The organism is Lentzea sp. NPDC036955, assembly GCF_055608005.1.
Genome location: NZ_JBVJRC010000003.1, coordinates 60,834 through 83,092, shown reverse-complemented (window position 1 = coordinate 83,092; position 22,259 = coordinate 60,834). Strand labels below are relative to the sequence as shown.

General features: G+C 72.8%; 20 protein-coding genes. 10 read left to right on the top strand and 10 right to left on the bottom strand.

The window, feature by feature from the left end; all coding sequences use genetic code 11:
- Window positions 1-19 precede the first annotated feature (19 nt).
- Window positions 20-3,379 (top strand): ATP-dependent helicase, encoded by a 3,360-nt coding sequence (locus tag ACZ7CF_RS09495; RefSeq protein ID WP_458429268.1) that lies wholly within the window; start codon window positions 20-22, stop codon window positions 3,377-3,379.
- Between the two features lie 53 nt (window positions 3,380-3,432).
- On the opposite strand, the gene ACZ7CF_RS09490 is transcribed toward ACZ7CF_RS09495, so the two are convergent.
- The gene (locus tag ACZ7CF_RS09490; protein WP_197289137.1) at window positions 3,433-3,972 is read right to left on the bottom strand and encodes a hypothetical protein; all 540 of its coding nucleotides are present in this window, start codon (window positions 3,970-3,972) and stop codon (window positions 3,433-3,435) included.
- Between the two features lie 75 nt (window positions 3,973-4,047).
- On the bottom strand, window positions 4,048-4,428 hold the full coding sequence (locus ACZ7CF_RS09485) for a DoxX family protein (protein WP_360386387.1): 381 nt from the start codon (window positions 4,426-4,428) through the stop codon (window positions 4,048-4,050).
- A 62-nt stretch (window positions 4,429-4,490) separates the two neighbouring features.
- Between ACZ7CF_RS09485 and ACZ7CF_RS09480 the strand changes: the two genes are divergently transcribed.
- Complete coding sequence (locus tag ACZ7CF_RS09480; protein ID WP_470369370.1) at window positions 4,491-5,900, top strand: M20/M25/M40 family metallo-hydrolase; 1,410 nt, start codon at window positions 4,491-4,493, stop codon at window positions 5,898-5,900.
- A complete protein-coding gene (locus tag ACZ7CF_RS09475; RefSeq protein ID WP_360386391.1) occupies window positions 5,897-6,937 on the top strand; it encodes a potassium channel family protein in 1,041 nt (346 codons plus the stop codon). The genes ACZ7CF_RS09480 and ACZ7CF_RS09475 overlap by 4 nt, the downstream gene beginning before the upstream one ends.
- Here ACZ7CF_RS09475 and ACZ7CF_RS09470 read toward each other — a convergent pair.
- Both ACZ7CF_RS09470 and ACZ7CF_RS09465 read right to left on the bottom strand, forming a co-directional pair.
- Entirely contained in the window at window positions 6,909-7,337 is a 429-nt protein-coding gene (locus tag ACZ7CF_RS09470; RefSeq protein ID WP_360386394.1) for a hypothetical protein, read from the bottom strand. The two genes, ACZ7CF_RS09475 and ACZ7CF_RS09470, sit on opposite strands and share 29 nt — an antisense overlap.
- Before the next feature lie 74 nt (window positions 7,338-7,411).
- Complete coding sequence (locus ACZ7CF_RS09465; RefSeq protein WP_470369369.1) at window positions 7,412-7,984, bottom strand: single stranded DNA-binding domain-containing protein; 573 nt, start codon at window positions 7,982-7,984, stop codon at window positions 7,412-7,414.
- Between the two features lie 79 nt (window positions 7,985-8,063).
- On the opposite strand from ACZ7CF_RS09465, the gene ACZ7CF_RS09460 reads away from it, so the two are divergent.
- Window positions 8,064-8,732, top strand: coding sequence for a response regulator transcription factor (locus ACZ7CF_RS09460; protein ID WP_053739297.1), 669 nt, complete (start codon window positions 8,064-8,066; stop codon window positions 8,730-8,732).
- Complete coding sequence (locus tag ACZ7CF_RS09455) at window positions 8,729-10,033, top strand: sensor histidine kinase (protein ID WP_470369368.1); 1,305 nt, start codon at window positions 8,729-8,731, stop codon at window positions 10,031-10,033. The genes ACZ7CF_RS09460 and ACZ7CF_RS09455 overlap by 4 nt, the downstream gene beginning before the upstream one ends.
- A 32-nt stretch (window positions 10,034-10,065) precedes the next feature.
- Here ACZ7CF_RS09455 and ACZ7CF_RS09450 read toward each other — a convergent pair whose 3' ends face one another.
- Window positions 10,066-10,965 carry a neutral zinc metallopeptidase gene (locus ACZ7CF_RS09450; protein ID WP_360386401.1) on the bottom strand — a complete coding sequence of 300 codons (900 nt, stop codon included), beginning with the start codon at window positions 10,963-10,965 and terminating at the stop codon, window positions 10,066-10,068.
- A gap of 15 nt (window positions 10,966-10,980) precedes the next feature.
- Complete coding sequence (locus ACZ7CF_RS09445; RefSeq protein WP_360386403.1) at window positions 10,981-12,069, bottom strand: neutral zinc metallopeptidase; 1,089 nt, start codon at window positions 12,067-12,069, stop codon at window positions 10,981-10,983.
- Window positions 12,070-12,547: 478 nt separating this feature from the next.
- Between ACZ7CF_RS09445 and ACZ7CF_RS09440 the strand changes: the two genes are divergently transcribed.
- From ACZ7CF_RS09440 to nudC, 4 genes are read left to right on the top strand one after another with little or no spacing between them, the layout of a single operon-like run.
- Window positions 12,548-14,188: a DUF2207 family protein gene (locus ACZ7CF_RS09440; RefSeq protein WP_458429256.1), complete on the top strand. Its 1,641-nt coding sequence runs from the start codon at window positions 12,548-12,550 to the stop codon at window positions 14,186-14,188.
- A 10-nt stretch (window positions 14,189-14,198) separates the two neighbouring features.
- Window positions 14,199-15,482, top strand: a complete 1,284-nt coding sequence (locus ACZ7CF_RS09435; protein WP_360386409.1) for a M16 family metallopeptidase — start codon at window positions 14,199-14,201, stop codon at window positions 15,480-15,482.
- Entirely contained in the window at window positions 15,479-16,867 is a 1,389-nt protein-coding gene (locus ACZ7CF_RS09430) for a M16 family metallopeptidase (RefSeq protein WP_360386412.1), read from the top strand. Before ACZ7CF_RS09435 ends, ACZ7CF_RS09430 begins: the two co-directional genes overlap by 4 nt.
- Entirely contained in the window at window positions 16,864-17,820 is a 957-nt protein-coding gene (nudC, locus tag ACZ7CF_RS09425) for an NAD(+) diphosphatase (protein WP_470369367.1), read from the top strand. The genes ACZ7CF_RS09430 and nudC overlap by 4 nt, the downstream gene beginning before the upstream one ends.
- 18 nt (window positions 17,821-17,838) lie before the next feature.
- Here nudC and ACZ7CF_RS09420 read toward each other — a convergent pair whose 3' ends face one another.
- A complete protein-coding gene (locus ACZ7CF_RS09420) occupies window positions 17,839-19,044 on the bottom strand; it encodes an FAD-dependent monooxygenase (protein ID WP_470369366.1) in 1,206 nt (401 codons plus the stop codon).
- Between the two features lie 56 nt (window positions 19,045-19,100).
- Here ACZ7CF_RS09420 and ACZ7CF_RS09415 point away from each other — a divergent pair, with 56 nt between their 5' ends.
- Window positions 19,101-19,571: a MarR family winged helix-turn-helix transcriptional regulator gene (locus tag ACZ7CF_RS09415; RefSeq protein WP_360386418.1), complete on the top strand. Its 471-nt coding sequence runs from the start codon at window positions 19,101-19,103 to the stop codon at window positions 19,569-19,571.
- On the opposite strand, the gene ACZ7CF_RS09410 is transcribed toward ACZ7CF_RS09415, so the two are convergent.
- From ACZ7CF_RS09410 to ACZ7CF_RS09400, 3 genes are all read right to left on the bottom strand, one after another.
- On the bottom strand, window positions 19,557-20,573 hold the full coding sequence (locus ACZ7CF_RS09410) for a DUF2399 domain-containing protein (protein ID WP_470369365.1): 1,017 nt from the start codon (window positions 20,571-20,573) through the stop codon (window positions 19,557-19,559). The genes ACZ7CF_RS09415 and ACZ7CF_RS09410 overlap by 15 nt on opposite strands.
- A 24-nt stretch (window positions 20,574-20,597) precedes the next feature.
- On the bottom strand, window positions 20,598-21,737 hold the full coding sequence (locus tag ACZ7CF_RS09405; protein ID WP_360386423.1) for a response regulator transcription factor: 1,140 nt from the start codon (window positions 21,735-21,737) through the stop codon (window positions 20,598-20,600).
- A gap of 120 nt (window positions 21,738-21,857) precedes the next feature.
- A complete protein-coding gene (locus ACZ7CF_RS09400) occupies window positions 21,858-21,992 on the bottom strand; it encodes a hypothetical protein (protein WP_360386426.1) in 135 nt (44 codons plus the stop codon).
- Between the last annotated feature and the right edge of the window lie 267 nt (window positions 21,993-22,259).

Genomic DNA, 22,259 nt, shown 5'->3' with positions numbered 1-22,259 from the left:
ACCCCAAGGGCAGGCGGCCATGACCGTCAGCCCCTTCGAGATCGCCGAAGCCCTCGGCCTCAACAAGCCGACCCCCGAGCAGGCCGAGGTCATCGCCGCCCCCGCCCGCCCCGCCCTGGTCATCGCCGGCGCGGGTGCGGGCAAGACCGAGACCATGGCCGCGCGGGTCGTCTGGCTGGTGGCGAACGGGCTGGTCGAGCCGGACCGCGTCCTGGGCCTGACGTTCACCCGCAAGGCCGCCCGCCAGCTCGCGGACCGGGTGCGGGCGCGGCTCAGGCGGCTCGCCGGCTCCACCCTGCTCGACGACCTCGACCCCAGCGGCGAGCGCAAGATGGCGGTGTTGACCGGCGAACCCGTCGTGCTCACCTACCACGCCTACGCGGGGCGGCTCGTCACCGAGCACGGGTTGCGGCTCCCGGTCGAGCCCGGGGTGCGGCTGCTCACCGAGACCGCAGCGTGGCAGCTCGCGCACCGCGTCGTGTCGACGTGGGCCAAGGACCTCGACACCGACAAGGTGCCCGCGACCATCACCGGGTACCTGCTCTCGCTCGCCGGTGAGCTGGGTGAGCACCTCGTCACGCCCGAGCAGCTGCAGGACCACGCCGCGCGGCTCACCGAGCTCGTCGAGAACGCCCCCAAGGCGCCGCGGCAGCGGGACGCGTTGCCCGAGAAGCTCAAGGAGATCGTTGCGGCGCAACGGTTGCGGGTCGCGTTGCTGCCGTTGCTCGACGCCTACCAGCAGCGCAAGCGCAGGGAGGCGGCGCTCGACTTCGCCGACCAGATGTCGCTGGCGGCGCAGCTCGCCGGGTTCCCCGAGGTCAGCGAGGGCGAACGGGCCCGGTACGGCGCGGTGCTGCTCGACGAGTACCAGGACACCGGGCACGCGCAGCGCGTGCTGTTGCGCAGCCTCTTCGGTGAGGGCGCGCCGATGCCGGTCACGTCGGTGGGCGACCCGGCGCAGGCGATCTACGGCTGGCGCGGTGCGTCGGCGGCGAACCTGCCGCGGTTCGCGGACGACTTCCCGCCGACGACGAAGTTCGGGCTGCTGACGAGCTTCCGCAACCCGCCGGAGGTGCTGGAGCTCGCGAACGCGGTGTCGTTGCCGTTGCGGGAGGCCGGTCTCGACGTCGAGGAGCTCAAGGCCCGTCCGGGTGCGGGGCCGGGGGACGTGCGGCTCGCGCTGCACGCCGACATCCGCCAGGAGCTCGACTGGATGGCGGACAACCTCGCGGCGCAGTGGATCGCGCACCTCGACGCGGAGGGGGCGCCGCCGACCGCGGCCGTGCTGGTGCGGCGCCGGTCCGACATGGCGGCGATCGCCGCGGCGCTGCGGGAACGCGGGCTGCCCGTCGAGGTCGTCGGGCTCGGCGGGCTGCTCGACGAGCCCGAGGTGCGGGACCTGGTGTCCGCGCTGCGCGTCCTCGTCGACCCGCTCGCGGGCACGGCGGCCGCGCGGTTGCTCACCGGCTCGCGCTGGCGGCTCGCGGCGCGCGACCTGGCCGCGTTGTGGACCAGGGCGCGGGACCTGGCCGGTGTCCAGTCGCGACAGTCCGCCGTGGACGACCCGCTGCTGGTGATCGCGGACGCGCTGCCGGGGGAGCACGCCGAGCAGGCCGGGCTCGCCGACGCGCTGGACGACCCCGGCGACCCGGACGCGTACTCGACGGACGGGTACCGGCGGATCCGCAGGCTCGGCGGTGAGCTGGCGGCGATCCGGCGCAGGCTCGACCAGCCGCTGCCGGAGCTGGTGGCGGACGTCGAACGGACGTTGCTGCTGGACATCGAGGCCATGTCGCGGCCGGGCATGGTCGGCCGCGCGCACCTGGACGCCTTCGCCGACGTCGTCGCGGACTTCGCGGCCGCCAGCCCGTCGGCGACGCTGCCGTCGCTGCTCGACTACCTCTACACCGCCGAGCACGCCGAGGACGGGCTGGAGCCGGGCGAGGTCGAGGTGTCCGAGGACCGGGTGCAGATCCTGACCGTGCACTCGGCGAAGGGCCTGGAGTGGCACATCGTCGCGCTGCCGCACCTGGTCAAGGACGTGTTCCCGGGCCGCAAGAAGTCGTCGTGCTGGTTGAAGGCGGTCACCGAACTGCCCGCCGACCTGCGCGGTGACGCGCAGGACCTGCCCGAGCTGAAGCTGAGTGCCGGCCAGAACCGCAAGGAGGTCGACGAGGCCCTCACGATCCACGCCGAGGAGTTCGAGGACCGCAGGCAGGTCGAGGAACGCCGGCTGTTCTACGTCGGCGTCACGCGCGCCGAGCACAGCCTGCTGCTGTCCGGCCACTGGTGGGGCGAGGCGGGCGACAAACCCAAGGGCCCCTCGGTGTTCCTCACCGACATGCACGCGGTCCTGCAGCGCGACAACGCCCCTGGCGACATCAGCGTCTGGGCCGACGAACCCGAGCCCGGCACCCCGAACCCGCTCGCCGAGGACGTGAAGGCCGCGCAGTGGCCCGCCGACCCGCTGGGCAAGCGCCGTGACGCCGTCGTCGAGGGCGCGGAGCTGGTGCTGGCCGCGCTCGACCGGCTCCGCACCGCACCGCCGGAGCCGCTGCCGCTGATCTTCGAGCCGGAACCGGAACCGGAGACCCCCGCCGACGAGGACTACCCGCCGCCGGACGAGCCACCGGACGAGGACTTCCCGCCCGAGCCGGAACCGCTGCCCGACGACGTGGTCCCCGACGACCCGGAGCTGCCGGAGGACGCCGACCCCGAGGGCTGGGCCGCGGACGTCGACGTGCTGCTCGCTGAACGGGCCGCCTCGATGAACCGGCGTGAGCAGGTCCTGCTGCCCGACCACCTGAGCGTGAGCCAGCTCGTCGAGCTCGCCAAGGACCCCGACCTGCTCGCCCGCAGGTTGCGGCGGCCGCTGCCGTTCCCGCCGAACCCGCTGGCCCGCCGCGGCACCGCGTTCCACACGTGGCTGGAGAACCGCTTCGGCGCCACCCGCCTGCTCGACATCGACGAGCTGCCCGGCGCCGGTGACGCCGACGCCTCGCCCGACACGGACCTGGACCGCCTCAAGGAGGCGTTCCTGAGCAGCCCGTGGGCCGACCGCACCCCGCACGACGTGGAGGTGCCGTTCGAGGCGGAGTTCGACGGGATCTCGGTGCGCGGCCGCATGGACGCCGTCTACCGGGACCCGGACGGCTGGACCGTCGTCGACTGGAAGACCGGCGCGGTGCCGGACGAGGAGGCGCTGCCGGCGTTGTCGGTGCAGCTCGCCGCGTACCGGCTGGCGTGGGCGGCGCTGGTGGACGAGCCGCTGGAACGGGTGCGGGCCGCGTTCCACTACGTCCGGCACGACCACACGGTGCGCCCGGCCGACCTGCTGGACGAGGACGGCCTGAAGGCCCTGATCAGGACCGTGGGCTAGGCAGGATCGTGGGCTAGGCAGGACTGCGGGTCCGGCTCAGGACCGGGGCTGGCTCAGGACTGCGGGCTGGTCCCGGCCGGTGCGTGCGAGGCCTTCAGCACGCGTTCGTAGAGCACTTCGAGCAGCCACCGGCCGAACAGCGACGGCCCGAACTCCGGTGAGCGGTCCTCCGGCGGCACCATCAGGTCGGCGGAGTGCTCGTCCGCGACCACGACACCGATGCCGTAGTAGTCGAGCTCGATGAACGACCACGCCTGCGACTCACCGGTCCGCGGCAACATGACCGCACACGGCGCGAGGGTCAGCAACGTGCCGCACGACTGGAGCGCCCGGTCCGTCGTCGACTCGCTGACGAGCACGCCGACCAGTTCCACGGCGGCAACGGGCAGGCGGTCGTGCGCGGCCGGCTCGAACCAGGAGCGGAACCACGACGGGTCCGCGCGCGGCGGCCAGCCGTTCTGGGTTCTCCACTCGTGGACCTCGGGCAGCAAACGCACCACCGCGGACACCTGCTGGCCGAGCACGGCGACGTCCGGAACGGCGACCCCGTCCCAGCCGAGCGCGGCCGCGGCGCGTTGCAGAAGCGTTTGCACAGGGCGCATCCTAAGGTTTCTCGCGCAAGAAATGACAGCGTTTGCCGACACCCCGCCACTCACCACCGGGGGTGATCAGGGCGACGACTTCGCCACTTTCCACGCCCATGCCACAAGAGGGACCTGCAACGGCAGGCGACCGTAGGCAATTGCCTTGGCTTTGGGTGATTTGTCCCGGAAATCGAGAGCCATCTTCACATTTGCCGGGAACACCGCGACGAACAGCGCCGCGGCGGCGAGACCGCCGAGCCTGCGGGTGCGGGGTGCGGCGACGGCTGCCGCGACGGCGAGCTCGGCCGCGCCCGACGCGTACGTCCACTGCCGCGGGGTACCGGGCAGCGCACGCGGAACGATCGCGTCGTAGTACTTCGGCCTGGTGAAGTGGGTTGCCCCGGCCAGCCCGAGCAGTGCGGCGAGCGCCAACGCCGATCGCGCTCGGGAACGGTTCGGTTCCATGCCGTCACCCTGTCATGCCTGCACCGCGTAGGCGAGCGCGGGCTGGCCTATTGTCCTGCGGCGTGGCAGGTGATTCTCATCATCCAGAACGGTCCGCGGTCGCCGCGCTGGCCGAGGAGTTCGTGGCCGGGCTCAGCGAGTGGCTGACCATCCCGTCGATCGGCGTCGACCCGGCGCACCACGCCGACGTGCACCGATCCGCCCGGTGGCTGGCCGATCGGCTCAGCGCCGACGGGTGGCCGCAGGTCGAGGTCTGGGACCACGGTCCGGCGCTGCCCGCGGTCTACGCGTGCTGGCCCGCCGAGGACCCCGGCGCACCGACCGTGCTGGTCTACGGCCACCACGACGTGCAACCGGTGGACCCGGTGGAACGCTGGCACCACCCGCCGTTCGAGCCCGTCCTCAGCGGCGACGAGCTGCGCGGGCGGGGTGCGAGCGACGACAAGGGCCAGGTCGCGATGCACCTGCTCGCGGTGAGGGCGCACCTGTCCGCGACCGGGCAGAATGCGCCGAGCGTCACCCTGAAGCTTTTCGTGGAGGGTGAGGAGGAATCGGGTTCCCCGCACCTGCGAAAGCTCCTCGAAGACCACAAAAGCGATCTCGGATGTGACCTCGTCGTGTTCACCGACACGGCATTGCACGATCGCGACGCACCGACGGTCAACACCGGGCAACGCGGTGTTCTCGGCGGTGAGATCACGTTCTTCGGCGGCATCGACGACGTCCATTCCGGACGCGCGGGCGGTGCGGTCCCGAACCCGGCGACGGCACTCGCGCGGTTGGTCGCGGCGCTGCACGACGAGCACGGCCGCGTTCAACTCCCCGGTTTCTACGACGACGTCCGCGAGCCCACCGAACGGGAACGCGCCGACTACGCCGCGCTGCCGTTCGACGAGCGGAAGTGGCTCGCGGCCAACGGCGGCGGCGCGCAGGCGCTGTCCGGCGAACCCGGCTACACCACGTTCGAACGGCTCTGGGTCCGCCCGACCGCCGAGGTCAACGGCCTGTCGGCCGGGTACACCGGACCCGGCCTGAAGACGATCATCCCGGCGGCCGCGACCGCGAAGCTCAGCTTCCGGCTCGTGCCGGACCAGCTGCCGGAGAACGTCGCCGACCAGTTGCGCGAGTTCGTCGCGAAGCACACGCCCGAGGGCATCAGGGCCGAGGTCAGCTTCCGCGGCACGGGCGTGCCGCCGTACGCCATCAGCCCGGACGACCCGGCGAACGAGGCCGTTCGCGAGGCGTTCGAGCTGGCCTTCGACCAGCCGGTGCGGTTCGCACGGGCGGGCGGGTCGGGGCCGGCGGCGGTGCTGCAGGCGTGGCTCGGGGTGCCCCTCGTGTACCTCGGCGCGACGTTGCCGGATGATCGCGTCCACGCGCCGAACGAGCGCGTAGTCGTGCCGTTGCTCCTCAAAGGCGCGGAGGCGGCCGCTCACCTGTGGCGGATGCTCCCCGAGAGGTTGACCCGATGAGCCTGTCTGACGAGGCCTCGCACTCGCTCGTCGGCGTGGTCAGGATGCCGGACCAGGTGCAGAGCCCGGTCCGCGCGATCCTCAAGCGCGTCGTCGGCGCGATGGCCGCGTTGCTGCTCGCGGTGCTGATCGTCTACCTGGACCGCGACGGCTACCGCGACGTCAACGAGGACGGCGTCTCGCTGCTCGACGCGTTCTACTACGCCACGGTGTCGCTCTCCACGACCGGCTACGGCGACATCACGCCCGCCTCGTCCACCGCGCGGCTGGTGAACGTCCTCGTCATCACGCCGCTGCGGGTCCTGTTCCTGATCGTGCTGGTCGGCACGACACTCGAAGTTCTCACCGAGCGCTCCCGTCAGGCGTTGCGCATTCAGAAGTGGAGGCGGGTCGTGCGGGACCACGTGGTGGTCGTCGGTTACGGCACCAAGGGGCGGTCCGCGGTCGCGGCGCTGCTCGGTGACGGCGTCGACCCCGGTTCGATCGTCGTCGTCGACACCGTGCAGGAGTCGCTCGACGCGGCGACCGCCAAGGGGCTCGTGGTCGTGCACGGCTCCGGTACGCGCAACGACGTGCTGAGGGTCGCCGGCGCGGCCCGTGCCCGCGCCATCGTCGTCGCCCCGAACCGCGACGACACGGCCGTGCTGATCACCCTCACCGCCCGCGAGCTCGCACCCAAGGCGCAGATCGTGGCGTCGGTGCGGGAACGGGAGAACGAGCACCTGCTCAAGCAGTCCGGTGCCGACTCGGTCGTCGTGTCGTCGGAGACGGCCGGCCGCCTGCTGGGCATGGCCACCGCGACGCCGTCCGTGGTGGCGATGGTGGAGGACCTGCTCACGCCGGACGCGGGCCTGGCGATCGCCGAGCGCGACGTCGAACCGGGCGAGGTGGGCGGGTCGCCGCGGCACCTGTCCGACATCGTGCTGGGCGTCGTGCGGGGCAAGACGCTGTACCGCGTCGACGCACCGGAGGCGGACGCGATCGAGCCGGGTGACCGGCTGCTCTACGTCAAGAAGGTGACCCCGGCCGGGGAGTAGGGAGCACGGCCGGTGCGCGCAGCGGCGCGTAGCGGAAGAGGAACGCGTAGAAGCCGCCCGCCAGCGCTGCGAGGCACAGCAGCAGCGCGGTGAGGCGGCTCGCCATCGGCATCCCGGCCGGGACCGAGGCCGCGGACTGGACCGTGCCGGTGTTCCCCGCGGACATCACGACCTCGACGGTCTCGCCCTTGCGGTGGCCGCACCCGTCGAGCTTGGCCTGCTCCTTCCGGCCGTCGGCGTCCCACTCGACGGTGTCCATGCCCTGGCCGCAGGAGCCGCTCTCGACAACGGTCGCGGTCACCCGCCTCGGGGGCTCCGCCGCTCCCAGGACCCTGGTGGGCACCAGCAGGGCGACCGCGACACCGATGCCCACCAGTCCTACGACCAGCAGGATGAACACCCATCTGTCCGGGCTTCGCGGAACCGCCACACTGCGATGTTCGCAGACGCGGCGGCCCGCGTGGGAGACCGGTTTTATTTCGGCAGCTGACGCAACTGCTCGACCTTCACGGTCTTGCCGTCGGACACGGTCCCGGTCACCGCGACGAGGTCGCCGTTCTTCGGCTTCTCGTTCACGGCGGACAGGTCCAGCGGCGTCTGCAGGCCGTCGACCTGGATCAACGTGGCGTTGTCGCCGTTGACGTCCTTGACCGTGCCCTGCGCGCGCGCCTTGGCGAGGGCCACGTTCAGCGCCTTGCCGTCCTTGGCCCGGACGGTCACCCGCTGGTCGGTCTTGAGACCCGCGAGGTCACCGCCGCGCAGCTTCGTGCCGCTGTCGGTGGTCAGCGACACCTCACCGCCGTCGTCCCTGGTGATGGTGAGCTTGCCCGTCTCGACCGCCTTGACCCGGCCGACCACGAGCGTGCTGTCCTTGAGGTTCTGCGCCTTGTCCCGGCCGTGGCCCTTGCCGGGGCCGCCGGGGTGGCGCTCGGCGAACGCCGCCGGCGGGCCGTCGGGGTTGTCGGCCGCCGTCGCGACCGCGATGCCGCCGACGGTGAGCCCGGCGGCCGCGACGAGGGCGCCGGCCCACGCTGATTTCTTCGACATGCGCCCAGCGTGCGCGCGAAGCCTGAATCTGAGCTGAAGGTGGGTCGCCGACTTCGCGGATGATCAGCAGAATGGGGAGGTGTCCGCCAGGGTGTTGGTGATCGAGGACGCCGAGGCGATCGGCGCCGCCGTCTCGTCCGCGTTGCGCGAGTCGGGCTACGAGGTGCAGCACCGCCTGGACGGGCGCCAGCTGGAGGCCGACCTCGGCCGCTTCCGCCCCGACCTCGTGGTGCTCGACGTGATGCTGCCCGGCCGTGACGGCTTCCAGCTGCTCGAGGTGATCCGCCGCGCGTCCGGCGCGGGCGTGGTGATGCTGACCGCGCGCGACGGCGTCCCCGACCGGCTGCGCGGCCTGTCCGGCGGTGCCGACGACTACGTGGGCAAACCGTTCGTGCTGGCCGAGCTGGTGGCGCGGGTGTCGGCCGTGCTGCGCAGGTTGGGCCGCACACCGTCGACGGTGCAGGTCGGCGACCTCGTCGTGGACGCCGACGCCGGTGTCGTGATGCGCGCCGACCAGCCGATCGAGCTGACCGCGACCGAGCTGCGCCTGCTCGTGTACCTGGCCGCCCAGCGCGGCCGGGTGGTGTCGAAGACGCAGATCCTGACCGCCGTGTGGGGCTACGAGGACTACGACCCGAACCTCGTCGAGGTCCACGTCTCCGCCGTGCGCCGCAAGCTGGAGGAGCACGGACCGCGGCTGGTGCACACCGTGCGCGGCCTGGGGTACGTGCTGCGGGCCGAGGAGTGAACCTGCGCCCGGCGTCCCTGCGCACGGTGTCGCTGCGGCGGCGCGTGGCCGTGTCGGTGCTGCTGGTGCTGATCGTCGTGATGGTCGCGCTGGTGATCTCCGTCGACCGCACCTTCGCCCAGCAGTCCACGAAGGACCTCGGCACGGTGGCCATGGAGACCGAGAACCGCGCCGTGCAGATGCTGCGCAGCGGCCGCCCGCCCCGCCAGATCGCGAAGGACCTGTCGCGCAACAACATGCGCGTGAAGCTCCGCTTCCCCGACGGCCGCGAGTTCGGCGAGACCCCCGACGAGGCCTCACCGGGCCGTCGCGAACGGACCGCGCAGGGCGTGAAGATCACCGTCGACGCCGACTACGGCGCCATCTCGGCCGCCCAGGGCCGGTTGCGCAAACTGCTGGTGCTGCTCGGCCTCGGGGCCGTGGTGCTGGTCGGCGCCCTGCTGTTCTTCGTGGTGCGGCGGGCACTGGCCCCTCTGGACGCGATGACGTCACTGGCCCAGGCGATCGCCGCCGGCCACCGCGGCGGCCGGCTGAACCCCTCGCGCACGGACACCGAGCTCGGCCGCACCGCGGCGGCGTTCGACGGCATGCTGGACTCCCTGGAGGGTTCGGAGCTGCGCACCCGCCGGTTCGTCGCCGACGCCGCCCATGAGCTGCGCACCCCGATCACCGGCGTGCAGGCGGTCGCCGAAGCGCTGGTGCAGGCCCCCGTGGACTCACCGGACCGCGACCAGATGTCGTTCCTGCTGGTCCGCGAAGCCCGCAGGGCCGGCCGGCTCGTCGACGACCTGCTCGCCCTCGCCCAGCTCGACGCCGGCTACGAGATGCAACGCGAGCAGGTCGACCTGCTCGCGCTCGCCGAAGCCGAGGTGGCGCGCACCCGGTTCGTGGCACCGGACTTCGACATCGCCGCCGAAGGTGTCCCCGCGGTCGTCGTCGGCGACGGGCAGCGGCTGGCCCAGGTGCTGGCCAACCTCGTGGACAACGCCCGGCAGGCGACCGGTCCACACGGGACCGTGCGGATCCGGGTGGACCTGACCGGGTTCACCGTCTCCGACAACGGGCCGGGGGTGCCGGACGCGGAACGCGAGCGGATCTTCGACCGGTTGGTGCGGCTGGACGACGCGCGGGACCGGCGGTCAGGGGGGTCCGGGCTGGGGCTGGCCATCGCTCGGGGGGTGGTCCGGGCGCACGGTGGGGAGTTGAGCTGTGAGCCGGCCAGCGGCGGGGCGGTGTTCCGGGTCGTGCTGCCGAGGGCAGAGGGCACGCCTGCTGCGCAGCCCTCGGCCCAGCCGGGCTGAGGCGCCTCGCCTCCGGCTCGGTCGGGAACCGGTCAGGAGACCTGCGCGGGCGGAGCCGCGAACGTGTTGCAGGCCGAGGTCGAGTTCGCCGTGAACCCCGCACCGGCCCACTGGGCCTGGTTCTTCGCGGAACCGTGCGCGTTGTCCTCCGGCTTCTCCTCGATCGCGTACTGGAAGTCCTCCTGCGCCTGCCTGGCCAGCGACGGGGTGACCGAGCCGCGGCCGGAGACGGCGGTGAGGAACATGCCCGCGAAGCAGTTCGCCTGGAGTTCGACGCGGCGCGACATCTCCAGGCCCGCCGGGGTCCGCTCGCCCGCGTCGGTGATCTTCAGGTCGGCTGCGCGCAGCAGGCCGGTGAGGGCCTGGACGTGGTGGCCGTACTCGTGGGACAGCGTGGCGAGGTGGGTGGCCGGGGCCTCGCCGCCGCCGTTGGAGCGCAGGCGGGAGGTCGGCATGTAGATCGTGTGGTTGCGGCCGCAGTAGTAGGCGACCGCGTGGTCGGACTCCGGTGCGGCGCCGCAGGGGCCGTCGTGCAGGACGGGGGAGGCGTCCAGGAGGGGCTTCTCGAACGGCATGTTCGCCGCGGTGAGCAGCGGGCCCCAGGCCGCGTCGAGGCAGGCGACGCCGGCCGCGTAGTAGGCGGCCAGGGCCGGGTCGGAGGTGCCGAAGCGCGGGAGGTCGCAGGTCACCTCGGCCAGCGGCGTGGGCTTGAGCAGCAACGGGTGGTCCGCCAGGCGCAGGACCGCGCGCGGGCGGATCGGGGTCGAGGGGTCCGTCGTCGACGGTTGGGTGAGCGGGCGCGAGGACTCGGCCAGTGCGCGGCCCGCGACGACCTGCGGGCCCGTCAGCTGGCCGATGCCCAGGACGAACGCGACCACCAGCGCGAACACGCCCGCGAGAACGAACGGGTTGTTCCCCGCCGGTTGGGTCACGTGGTGCGCCTTTCGCTAGGAGACGTACTGGGCCTGCGACGCCCAGGTGTTGCACTGCGACGCCTGGTTCGACGAGTAGCCCTGCCGCACCCAGGCCGCGTTGTTCTGCGGTGTGCCGTGGTCCTTCGTGGGGTAGATGTCGTAGTCACCCCGGTTGCCCGCGTCGTTGAGGCCCGTCTGGATCACGTCCATCGGGACCGCGCCGTGGGACAGCGGTGCCAGCGTCATGCCGCCGAAGCAGGTCGCCTGCAGCTCCATCCGGCGGTTCAGGTCGAGGCCCTTCGGAGTATCCCACCCTCCCGCGTCGTACTGCGCGCGGTCCGAGGCCTTGAGCATGCCGGTGAGCCACTGGATGTGGTGGCCGTACTCGTGGGCGAGCTGGCCCAGGTACTTGCCGGGGTGGTTCGGGTTGTTCGGGTTGCGCTCGGAGGCGTAGGCGTTCGCCGTCCAGTAGATGCCACCCTGGCAGTAGCGGGCGGTCGAGTCCGGGCGCACGGTGCCGCACGGGTACTGCACCGACTCGGTCACGATGTGCAGCTCGACGGGCTGGTACGGCATGTTCGCCGCCTGCATCGCGGGCTTCCACATCGCCTCGATGCACGGCAGGGCCGCGCGCAGGTAGCGGTCCTGGCCAGCCGGCGAGTAGTCCATCGCGGGCAACGGGCAGCTCGCCAGGCGGTTCGCGCCGATGTTGGGCTTCAGGAACGGGTGGTCCGCCAGCGCGTACACGGCCTTCGGGCCCACGGGCGTCGACTGGGTCGACGGCGCGCGTGACGGGGCCGACCGCGACGGGGCCGTCGTTCCCGTCGTCGTCTCCGCGGTGGGCTCGTTGCTGAACGTCGGGCTGTAGGTCGTGTAACCCGAGTAGCCCGCGTCCTTGACCTTGCTGTTCAGCGTCGCCGCGAACAGGCCGATCGCGCCCAGGCCGAGGATCACCACGCCACCGAGCACGAGGGCCACGATCGGGCCGTTGCTCTTCTTCCGCGGCGGAGGCGGATACGCGCCGTAACCGCCCCACGAGGGCTGCGGCGGCGGCATGACCTGGCCGGGAGGAGGCCCGTACGGACCGGGAGGCGGGCCGTAGTGCCGCGGCGGCGGGCCCATCGGGCCACCCATCGGTGGCGGGCCCATCGGCGGCGGCCCCTGAGGTGGTGGGCCTTGGGGCGGCGGGCCCTGGGGCGGCGGGCCCATCGGCGGTGGGCCCTGCGGGGGCATGCCGGGCGGTGGCCCGTAAGACGGACGCTGCGGTTGCCCGAGCGGTGCGGGCATGGGCGGCGGGCCGACCGGGCGCGGCGGCGGCCAGTTGCCCGGTGGCGGTGGTTGCGTCATCGCCTGAGGTCCCCCCAACGGTGAGCCTGGGTCGGTTACGAGCATAGGCGGACGGGATCTGCACGTCCCCCGACCGGGCTAACGCGTCCCGCCCACCTCTGTGGGACGCGTCGCACGGGTGTCGGTTCACGTGCCGTCCGCCGAGCTCGTGTCGCAGGCACGGCGGTGGTGCCGTCATCGTCGGAAATCCCCCGGATGGCGCCTGGTGCGAACAGCGCCAGAGCTTATGGGGACTCCGCTATTGTCCGCAGCCGTGTTGAAAAACTGGGGCCTGGCGCTCTTCGCCGCCACCGCGCTGGCCACCGCGGTGCCCGTCGGCGCGGCGGCCGGTGCGCTCGCGCAGCCGCTGCCGGGGACCGTCAGCACCGAGGTGCGGATGAAGCTGGAGCGCGACGCGCGGCTCTCCGTCACCGAGAAGGTCCACGTGCCGGACGGGAAGACCGTCAACCGGACCGTCCCCTTGCGACTCGCGGTCGGCAACGACCTGGAGCGCCAGTTCACGATCACCGACGCGAAGGTCGAGGGCAGGGGCAGCGCGACCGTCAGCGGGGACGAGCTGACGCTGCGCCTGGAGGGCGGCGACGCCACCGTCACCTACACCGTCGGGGGCGCGGTCGCCCCCGTCGGCGACGCGCTGGAGGTCCGCTGGCAGGTCGCGGGCGGCTGGGACGTCGAGCTGGACAAGGTCTCCGCCACGTTCTCCGCGCCCGACTCGCCGACGTCGGTCAACTGCCTCGCCGGCCCGGTCGGCTCGTCGCAGCCGTGCACGAGCGCGGACCTCGCCGACGGCAAGGGCGTGCGGGCGCAGGAGATCAAGCTCGCCGCGGGGGAACGCGTCGACGTCGCGGTCGGGCTGGCCGCCGGTGTCGTGCCCGCGAACGCCGTCGTGGTCGAGTCCTCCGGGCTGGCCGCCGCGTTCGCGCTCACCCCGGTCAGCGGTGCCGCGCTCGGCGGGCTGCTGCTGCTCCTGTTCGGCGGCGTCGCCCTGCTGTGGTTCCTGCGCGGCCGGGACGCGGCGGCGCTCGCCGGTGACGTCGGCGCGGTCAGCGTGCTGGTCCGCGACCAGAACGACCGGGTCGCCTTCGCTTCACCCGATGGTGTGCTGCCCGGCCAGGTCGGCACGGTCGTCGACGAGCACGTGGACGTCGTCGACGTGACCGCCACCGTCATCGACCTGGCCGTGCGCAACTACCTGTGGATCGCCGAGACGAGCCAGGAGGGTGGTTTCGGCCACGACTGGCAGATCGTGCGCCGCAACCCGGCCGACGCCTCGCTGTCGGGCTACGAGCGGGCGGTCTACGAGGCGCTGCTGCCCGCCGGCGCGGACGCGGTGACCGTGTCCGAGCTGCGCGGCCGCGGCATCGACCTGGCACTGGTCCGCGACCGCCTCTACGCCGACGTGGTGGAGAAGCGCTGGTTCGCCCGCCGCCCGGACTCCGAGCGCAGCCTGTTCTGGTGGGTCGGTGTCGTGGTGGCGGCGCTGGGCGTCGTGGCCACGGTCGCGCTCGCGCTGACCGTCGGCAACGCCCTGTTCGGCCTGGCCGTCGCGGTCGCCGGCGTGGCGCTGGCGTTCGGCGCCCGCTCGATGCCCGCCCGCACCAAGCGCGGCAGCGAGCTGCTGGTGCACGTCCGCGGCCTGCGCGGGTACCTGCACGGAGTGACGCCCGACGACGTGCCGGAGGAGGACCGCGAGCTGGTGTTCTCCCGGTCGCTGCCGTACGCGGTGGTGCTCGGGGAGACCGAGCGGTGGCTCGCGACGTTCGGCCGGCAGGACCTCTACTGGTACGGCGGCGCGACCGACTTCCGGCGCAGCTTCCCGGCGTTCCTCGGGGCGCTCGACGGCGTGCTCGCCCAGGCGGGCCACCTGCGATCGCTCCGGGCGCCGAACCCGTAGGCTGGCAGGCATGGCCTCACCCGAACTGCACAGGTTCACGTTGCCCAACGGCCTGCGGGTGGTGCTCGCCCCCGACGCCAGCGCACCGGTCGTCGGCGTCAGCGTGCACTACGACGTCGGCTTCCGCTCAGAACCCGAGGGGCGCACCGGCTTCGCGCACCTGTTCGAACATCTCATGTTCCAGGGCAGCGAGAGCCTGGAGAAGCTCGCGCACTTCCGGCACGTGCAGTCGTCGGGCGGCACGTTCAACGGGTCGACGCACCCGGACTACACGGACTACTACCAGCTGCTGCCCTCGGCGGCGCTGGAGCGCGCGCTGTTCCTCGAGGCGGACCGCATGCGCGCGCCGAAGCTCACCGAGGAGAACCTCCGCAACCAGATCGACGTGGTGAAGGAGGAGATCCGGCTCAACGTGCTGAACCGCCCGTACGGCGGGTTCCCGTGGATCCTGCTGCCGCCGGTGCTGTTCAAGACGTTCGCCAACGCGCACAACGGCTACGGCGACTTCGTCGACCTGGAGAGCGCCACGGTCGACGACTGCGCGGAGTTCTTCGACACCTACTACTCGCCGTCCAACGCGGTGCTGACGGTCGCGGGCGACCTCGACGTCGAGGCCACGAAGGCGTTGGTGGAGAAGCACTTCGGTGACGTGCCCGCGCGGCCGAAGCCGGAGCGGCCCTCGTTCGCCGAGCCCGCGCCGCAGGGCGAGGTGCGCCACGAGCACGGCGACGCGCTGGCCCCGCTGCCCGCTATCGCGATCGGCTACCGCGTGCCCGACCCCGGCACCGACATCGACGGCTACCTCGCCTACCTGGTGCTCGCCGGCGTGCTGACCGACGGCGACAGCTCCCGCCTGCAGCAGCGCCTGGTGCACCGCGAGGGAATCGTGATCGACCTCAACGCCGGCTGCGGCCTGTTCGGCCCGCTGGAGGCGCGCGACCCGGACACGTTCAGCATCACCGCGATCCACACCGCCGAGGTCTCGCCGGACCAGGTCGTGGCCGCGATCGACGAGGAGCTGCAGAAGCTCGCGCAGGAACCGCCGTCGGTCGAGGAGCTCGCGAAGGTCACCGCCCGCTGGGCGTCGACCATGCACAAGGAGCACGACCGGCTCACGAACCGCACCCTGGGCCTCGGCTCGGCGGAGCTGCTGTTCGGCCGCGCCGAGCTCATCTACGAACTGCCCGAGCGGATCGCCTCGGTGACCGTGGACGAGGTGTCGGCCGCCGCCAAGGCGCTGCGCCCCGACGCCCGTGCACTTCTCTTCGTCAAGCCCACCGGAGGAACGCAGTGACCGCCGCGAAGACCCACCGCTCCGCCGAGGAGATCGGGCGCACCGAGACCGGTCCGCGCCCGCTGCCGGAGCTGGGCGCGCAGAAGGTGGCCGCCGAGCTGTCCACTGTGGACACCACGCTGCCGAACGGCCTGCGCGTCATCGCCGTGCAGCGCGCGACCGTGCCGATGGTCGAGGTGCGGCTGCGCGTGCCGTTCGCCGACCCGGCCGAGCCCGGCAGCGGCTCCACGCACGCGGCGCAGGCGGAGATCCTCGCCAACACCGTGCTGACGGGCACCGCGAACCGCAGCCGCGTGCAGATCGACACCGAGCTCGCGCTGGTCGGCGGCGAGCTCGACGCCGTGGTCGACCCGGAGCGGCTGAGCTTCACCGGCAACGCGCTGGCCACCGGCTTCGGCACGGTGCTCGACGTCCTGCGCGACGTGCTGGCCAACGCCTCCTACCCGGCCGAGGAGGTCGAGCGCGAGCGCGGCCGCCTGGTCGAGCGCATCACGATCGCCCGCTCGCAGCCGAACGTCATCGCCCGCGAGGCGTTGCAGCGCGTGCTGTACGGCGACCACCCGTACGCCAAGGAGATGCCGGAGGCCGACGAGGTCGCCGCCGTGTCCCGCGACGACGTGCTGGCGCTGCACCGCAAGGCGTTGCTGCCCAAGGGGTCGGTGCTGGTCGTCGTCGGCGACGTGGAGCCGTCCGAGGCGGTCGCGCAGATCGGCGCGGCGCTGGAGTCGTGGGCCGGTGACGGCGAGGCCGTCCAGCTGCCGCCGCTGCCGCGGGTCGAAGGCGGTGACGTGCACCTGGTGCACCGCGCCGGTGCCGTGCAGTCGCAGATCCGGCTGGCCGCGCAGGCCATCCCGCGCACCGACGAGCGCTACCCGGCGCTGCAGCTCGCGAACCTGGTCTACGGCGGGTTCTTCTCCTCGCGCCTGGTCGAGAACATCCGCGAGGACAAGGGCTACACCTACAGCGCGCGGTCGCACCCCGAGTTCACGGTCCACGGCGCCACGCTGCTGATCGACGCGGACACGGCGTCGGAGGTCACGGCCGCGGCGCTGCTGGAGACCCGCTACGAGCTGGCCCGCCTGGGCATGGTGCCGCCGTCGGAGTCCGAGGTGGACGTCGCGCGCCGGTACGCCATCGGGTCGCTGCTCACGTCCACGTCGTCGCAGGGCGGCCTCGCGTCGTTCCTGGTGAACCTCGCCGGACTGGGCCTGGACATCGACTGGCTGGTCGCCCACCCGCAGCGGCTCGCGGCCGTCACGCCGGAGCAGGTCGCGGCGGCGGCGCTGGAGTTCTTCGCCCCCGGCAACTTCACCGGTGTGCTGGTCGGCGACGCCGAGCAGCTCGCGCCGAAGCTCCGGGCGCTGGGAGGGGTCCGGGTTCCGTGAGCTTCGACCTGGTCGGCCTGCCCGCGCTGTCGCGGGCCGCGGTCGACCGCACCGAGCCGGTGCGCGGCGACGAGGAGCAGATCGCCGCGATCTGGCCGAAGTCGCGCATGATCGTGGTCGACACCAGGGGTCGCACCCTGGTGTCCGGCCGCGGCACGAGGGTCGTCGACCGGCCGGCCACCGACTTCGGGGACAGGCCGCCGCTGAACGCCGTGCTGCTGGGTGTGCAGGACGACATGGCCTACTGGGCGGTGCCGGTGCCCGCCGAGGACGACGCCGCCCCCGTGACGCCGCGCGCGTGGTCGGCGCCGGAGCTGACCGACGAGCCGCAGTGGCTCGACCTGCGCCAGGCCGGCGCGACCCTCGACGACATGTCGGCGGGCCTGTTCACCACGGCGGCGGCGCTGTTCCAGTGGCACCGCCTGGCGAAGTTCTGCGCCAAGTGCGGCTCGCCGACGGTCCCGGCCAAGTCCGGCTGGCACACCGCGTGCTCCGGCTGCGGCCGCGAGGAGTACCCGCGCACCGACGCCGCCGTCATCTGCCTGGTGCACGACGGCGCCGACCAGGTGCTCGTCGCACGCGGCCCGGAGTGGCCGGAGGGCCGGTTCTCCGTGCTGGCCGGGTTCGTCGAGGCCGGCGAGTCGCTGGAGGCCTGCGTGGCCCGCGAGGTCCTCGAAGAGGTCGGCGTGGCCGTGCGGGACATCCGGTACCTGGGGTCCCAGCCGTGGCCGTTCCCGCGGTCGCTGATGATCGGTTTCGAGGCGGTGGCCGACCCCGCCGACCCGCTGCTGCTCGCCGACGGCGAGATCGCCGAGGCCAAGTGGGTGTCGCGGGCGGACGTGCGCAAGGCGATCGAGGAACCGGGCAGCGTGCCGGGTCTCGGGCTCGCCGGTGGCGCGTCGATCGCGTTCCGGATGCTGCAGTCCTGGTCGGGCGCCGGCTCTTCCTCGTGAGCGGGGTCCTGGGCCGGCTCAGCGCGACCCGACCCAGGACGCGTACCCGTCCGGCCTGATCGTCGCCTCCTCACCGGCGAGCACGGTCGTCGTTCCCTTGCCGTCGGCCAGGTCCAGCCCCGGAACGAACGTGCCCGCCAGCGGGTGCTCGCAGCCGGTCCCGTACCGGATGTCGGTGCCCTGCACCATCGCCGTGATGCGTTCCCGCACCGCGGGCAGGTCGAGCAGGTCGCTGAACAGGCCGTGCAGCTCGCGCGCCTGCGGATCGGGCCGGGTGAGCGCGACCTGGGCCATCGTGTTGCGCAGCACGCGTTCCGCGACCGGGTGGCGTTCGGCGGTGTAGGTGTCGATCAGCGCGAGGTCGCCGGTGGCGAGCTTCCAGCCGAGGTTCAGCGCGTCCTGCAGACCGAGGTTGAGGCCCTGGCCGCCGAACGGCGAGTGCACGTGCGCGGCGTCGCCCGCGAGCAGGACGTTGCCGCGGCGGTAGGTGCTCGCCTGGCGGGTGTTGTCGGTCCACACGGTCGAGGTGTGCACGGCGGTGATCCGCACGTCGTGGCCGCTGACCCGGCGCAGCACGGCTTCGAGCACCTCCGGTGTGACCTCGCGCGCTTCCGGCGGGCCGGAGTGGTCGATCATCATGATCCGGCCCTTCAGCGGACCGAACGCGAAGACGCCCGCCGGGGTGCGGTGCCAGCCGAACGGCAGCTCGCCGTCGAGGTCGACGACCGCCTGGTAGCCGGTCAGCGTCGGCCCCTGGCCGGGGAAGTCGAAGCCGGCGAGCCTGCGGACGGTGCTGCGGCCGCCGTCGCAGCCCACGACGAACTCGCTGCCCAGGTCCAGGCCGGTGACCTCGGCACCGCGGCGGACCTCGACGCCGAGCTCGCGGGCGCGGGCCTCCAGGACCCGTTCGAGTGCCTGCTGCGTCAGCATGACGAGCGGCAGACCGTCCAGTTTGAACAGTCCGGCGAAGTGCCCGCCGGACGGCCGGTACCAGGCGAGCCTCGCGGTCTCGGCCGCGCTCTCGGCCAGCACGGCGGGCCCGAGGCCGCGCATGGCGAGCATCTCGAACGTCCGGCCGCTGATCATCTGGGCCTTGATGGTGTCCGCCTGCGCGGTGAGGCGTTCGAGCACGGTGGTGCGCACACCGTTGAGCGCGAGCTCGCAGGCGAGCAGCAGGCCGACCGGCCCGGCGCCGACGACGGTGACGTCCGCTGAGGTTTTCATGCTCAACATTTGAGCGTGAAAACATCGCGCCGTCAAACCTGATTTAGGATGACCCGGTGAGCGAGCCGATCTACTCGTGGCTGTACGCGCAGCAGGGCGTCGACGCGGTGCGCGCCGCGCTGGGGGAGCGCATGGAGGCCGAGGCCGGGTGCTCGCTGCTGGAGCACGTCGCGCTCTACCAGCTGCACCACAACGGCGGACGGCTGAAGATGCTGGAGCTCGCCGAGCTGCTCGACGTCAGCCCGTCCGGTGTCACGCGGCTGGTCGAGCGCCTGGTCAAACGCGGCTGGGTCACGCGCGAGCAGCCGCAGGACAACCGCAGGCTGGTGTTCGCGGTCCTGACACCGGAGGGCGAGGAGGCCTGCCTGGGTGTCACCGCGCGGGTCTACCGGGCGTCGATCGCCGAGCACTTCACGTCGTTGCTGAACGAACGCGACCTCGCCGACCTGCGCCGCATCGGCCGCAAGCTGATGGAGGGCCACGGCCGGTGGGACGTCAAGCGGTTCGCGCCCTCAGAGGAGGAGTGACGGCAGGACGTGCTCCTCGGTGACCACCAGGCCGGTCGTGGCCATGGTCGCGGCGAGGTCGGGGTCCCAGCTCGCCTCCTCCGGCCTGGTGTTCAGCGTGGGCAGCTCGACACCGCGCGCGATCAGCGTGGCCACGGCCTCGCGGTAGTCGGCGGCGGACATGCGCCACGGCGTCCCGCCGGTGTGGTCGAGGAGCTCGTTCATCCGCCGGACGCCGTCGGGCGTGAAGTCGTCGTGGCAGCGGACGGTCTTGCCGGCGAGGTGGTGCCGGGCCTGCGGGGTCAGCCCGGCCGGCAGGACCACCAGCGGCCCCGGCACACCCGATTCGAGCAGCCGGGCGCTGTGCACGACGGTCACCTCCCGGGCCGCCAGCACGTCGTTGAGCGTCAGGTAGCCCTGCGAGGTCAGCACGGGGTCGCCGTAGGCGTCGGGCAGCACGCCCATGCGTTCCCAGTCGGTGCCCGCGAGCTGCAACGCCTTCTGCACGATGCGGGTGAGCGGGCGGCCGTCGTCGAGGTCGTTGCCCGCCAACGCGAACCGGGTCGTGACGCGGCCGGGGTCGAGCCGCGCCAGCACCTCGGCGGCCTGGTTCGCGAGCATCGGCAACGCGGGCTGCGGGATCTTGCCGTACCGGCGCACGTGCTCGATCCACTCCGCCGCCCACGGCCGCCCGAGCAGACCGTGCTCGCGCAACGCGTACCGCAGCACCGCGTCCGCGGTCGACGCCTCGGTCTCGGCGGACAGGCCGACCGGCTCGCCGTGCACCGCCTCCAGCACCTCGGGCAACGTGCTGCCGTGCGCGCGGACGTGTTCGTCCAGCCGCGCCAACGAGATCTGCCGCCGCGCCGGGTGCGCGACCGGTTTGCGCAGCAGCTCGGACAGGGCCCGCGCGGTCTGCTCGTCCTCGACGCGCAGGCTGAACGCCGACCGCCCGCCGCCTTCGAGGGTCTCGCGGGCCAGGCGCCAGAGCTCGGCGAGTTCGGGGCGGTCGTACACGCTCACCGCGCCAACATAGCCGGACCTGGCCTATCCGGGCCGGTCAGGGTTGAGCAGCCGATCGGCGTGGCCGTACCCGACCGGTGGGCCGGAAGCGGGCCGGTTCGGTGGCAGGTAGTAGTAGCCGAGTCCGTGTGCGGCGACGATCGCGTTCGGACCGAGGTGCTCGTTGAGCTTTGTGCGCAGCACGGCCACAAGGACCGCCAAGGTGCGCTTTCTGGGCCCTGTCACCTCGGAGTCGCCCCAGACGTGCGCGACGATCACGCCGGTCGGGATGGCGGTACCCGCTGACCGGACGAGGACCTCGATCAGCCGGAACTCGCGCTCCGAGAAGTGCGCCTCCTCGCCGCCGAGGTGGACCTGGCGCAGCTCGAAGTCCACGCGCAGGGCGCCGTCGTCGTAGACCAGCGGGCGGGCGGCGGCGCGGTGCCGGGTGACGCGGCGCATGCGGGCGACGAGCTCGCCGATGTCGTACGGCTTGACGAGGTAGTCGTCGGCGCCCGTCTCCAAGCCGAGCACCCTGGCGGCGGCTTCGCCCCGCGCGGTCGTGATGATCACCGGCAGGTCGCTCGTGGCGCGGAGCCTGCGCAGAACGCTGATGCCGTCCACGTCGGGCAGGCCGAGGTCGAGCAGCACCACCGCCGGCCGGTGCGCCAGCGCCGCGTCCAGCCCCTCCCTGCCGGTGAGCGCGGCCACGACCTCGTACCCCCTGCGTCCCAGTGCTGCGCTCAGCGCGTCGACCACCCGGCTGTCGTCCTCGATCAGCAGCACCTTCCCCTGACCGACCGGCCGCGGCGGGATCGGCGCGGGCCCGGTGTCCGGCCGGTCGATGCGCCGTGTCTCCACCGCCGTCGCGGACGTGCCCTGACCGACCAGGAACCTCAGCGCGAGGTCCTCGCACGCGGCGCAGACCTTGAGCTCCCGCCCGTCGACCGCGAGCACGCAGACCGCGGCCCGCCCGCACCGGTGACCGGCGACCTCGATGTCGCACTGCCGGGACCGGCGCGCCTCGGCCCGCCTGGTCTCGCGCAGGCGGACGCGGTGGGCGCGGGAACGGCACCGGTCGGAGCAGTACCGGCGCGGGCGTCCCGACTCGGTCGCCTCCGGCAGGGGTCCGTCGCACTCCTCGCACATCGGCACCGCGGCGTCCCCCTTCCCCGTTCGTTGCAACGAAACCACTTTCGTGTCGGTCCTGCGACATCGCCGGGACAACCGGCGCTTGGCTCCGGCGCCGCTGTGCTGTTCCCTGGGAAGGGGACGGTCCGGCCGCCGAGGCGACCGGACCCGGTGTCACGATCGCCCGTGCCTGCCAGGGTCGACGATCGCGTCACCCACCACGCGGAGCGCCCTCGCCGCGACGGCGAGGGCGACCTCCCCCTTCAACGGCGCCACCACGCCCTCCACCAGCAGGAGGACGAGCCGCACCCCCTTCCAGACCCGGGGTGCCCGCGTGCGGCACCACCTGGCGGCCTGACACAGCGCGGCACGCGGCCGGCCGGTCCGCGGCCGCGACCTCGACCGGGTTCTTCGACGTGCGGGAACGACCACCTCGACGACCTCCTCTCGACAGCGGAGCGACCGTCGCGGTTGTCGCGACGGGCCCGCTGGAGCCACCGTCACGGGGGCGCCGGAGTCCGCACAAGATCAGGTGAACAACACAACGGCCCGGCAGCACCGGCGGGGCCGGTCTGC

What these genes read in the sequence shown, in the direction of transcription:
- ACZ7CF_RS09495 (WP_458429268.1), top strand. Translation starts at nt 20, where the DNA reads ATGACCGTCAGCCCCTTCGAGATCGCCGAAGCCCTCGGCCTCAACAAG.
- ACZ7CF_RS09485 (WP_360386387.1), bottom strand. Translation starts at nt 4,428, where the DNA reads ATGGAACCGAACCGTTCCCGAGCGCGATCGGCGTTGGCGCTCGCCGCA.
- ACZ7CF_RS09475 (WP_360386391.1), top strand. Translation starts at nt 5,897, where the DNA reads ATGAGCCTGTCTGACGAGGCCTCGCACTCGCTCGTCGGCGTGGTCAGG.
- ACZ7CF_RS09465 (WP_470369369.1), bottom strand. Translation starts at nt 7,984, where the DNA reads ATGTCGAAGAAATCAGCGTGGGCCGGCGCCCTCGTCGCGGCCGCCGGG.
- ACZ7CF_RS09445 (WP_360386403.1), bottom strand. Translation starts at nt 12,069, where the DNA reads ATGGGCCCGCCGCCGCGGCACTACGGCCCGCCTCCCGGTCCGTACGGG.
- ACZ7CF_RS09435 (WP_360386409.1), top strand. Translation starts at nt 14,199, where the DNA reads ATGGCCTCACCCGAACTGCACAGGTTCACGTTGCCCAACGGCCTGCGG.
- ACZ7CF_RS09420 (WP_470369366.1), bottom strand. Translation starts at nt 19,044, where the DNA reads ATGAAAACCTCAGCGGACGTCACCGTCGTCGGCGCCGGGCCGGTCGGC.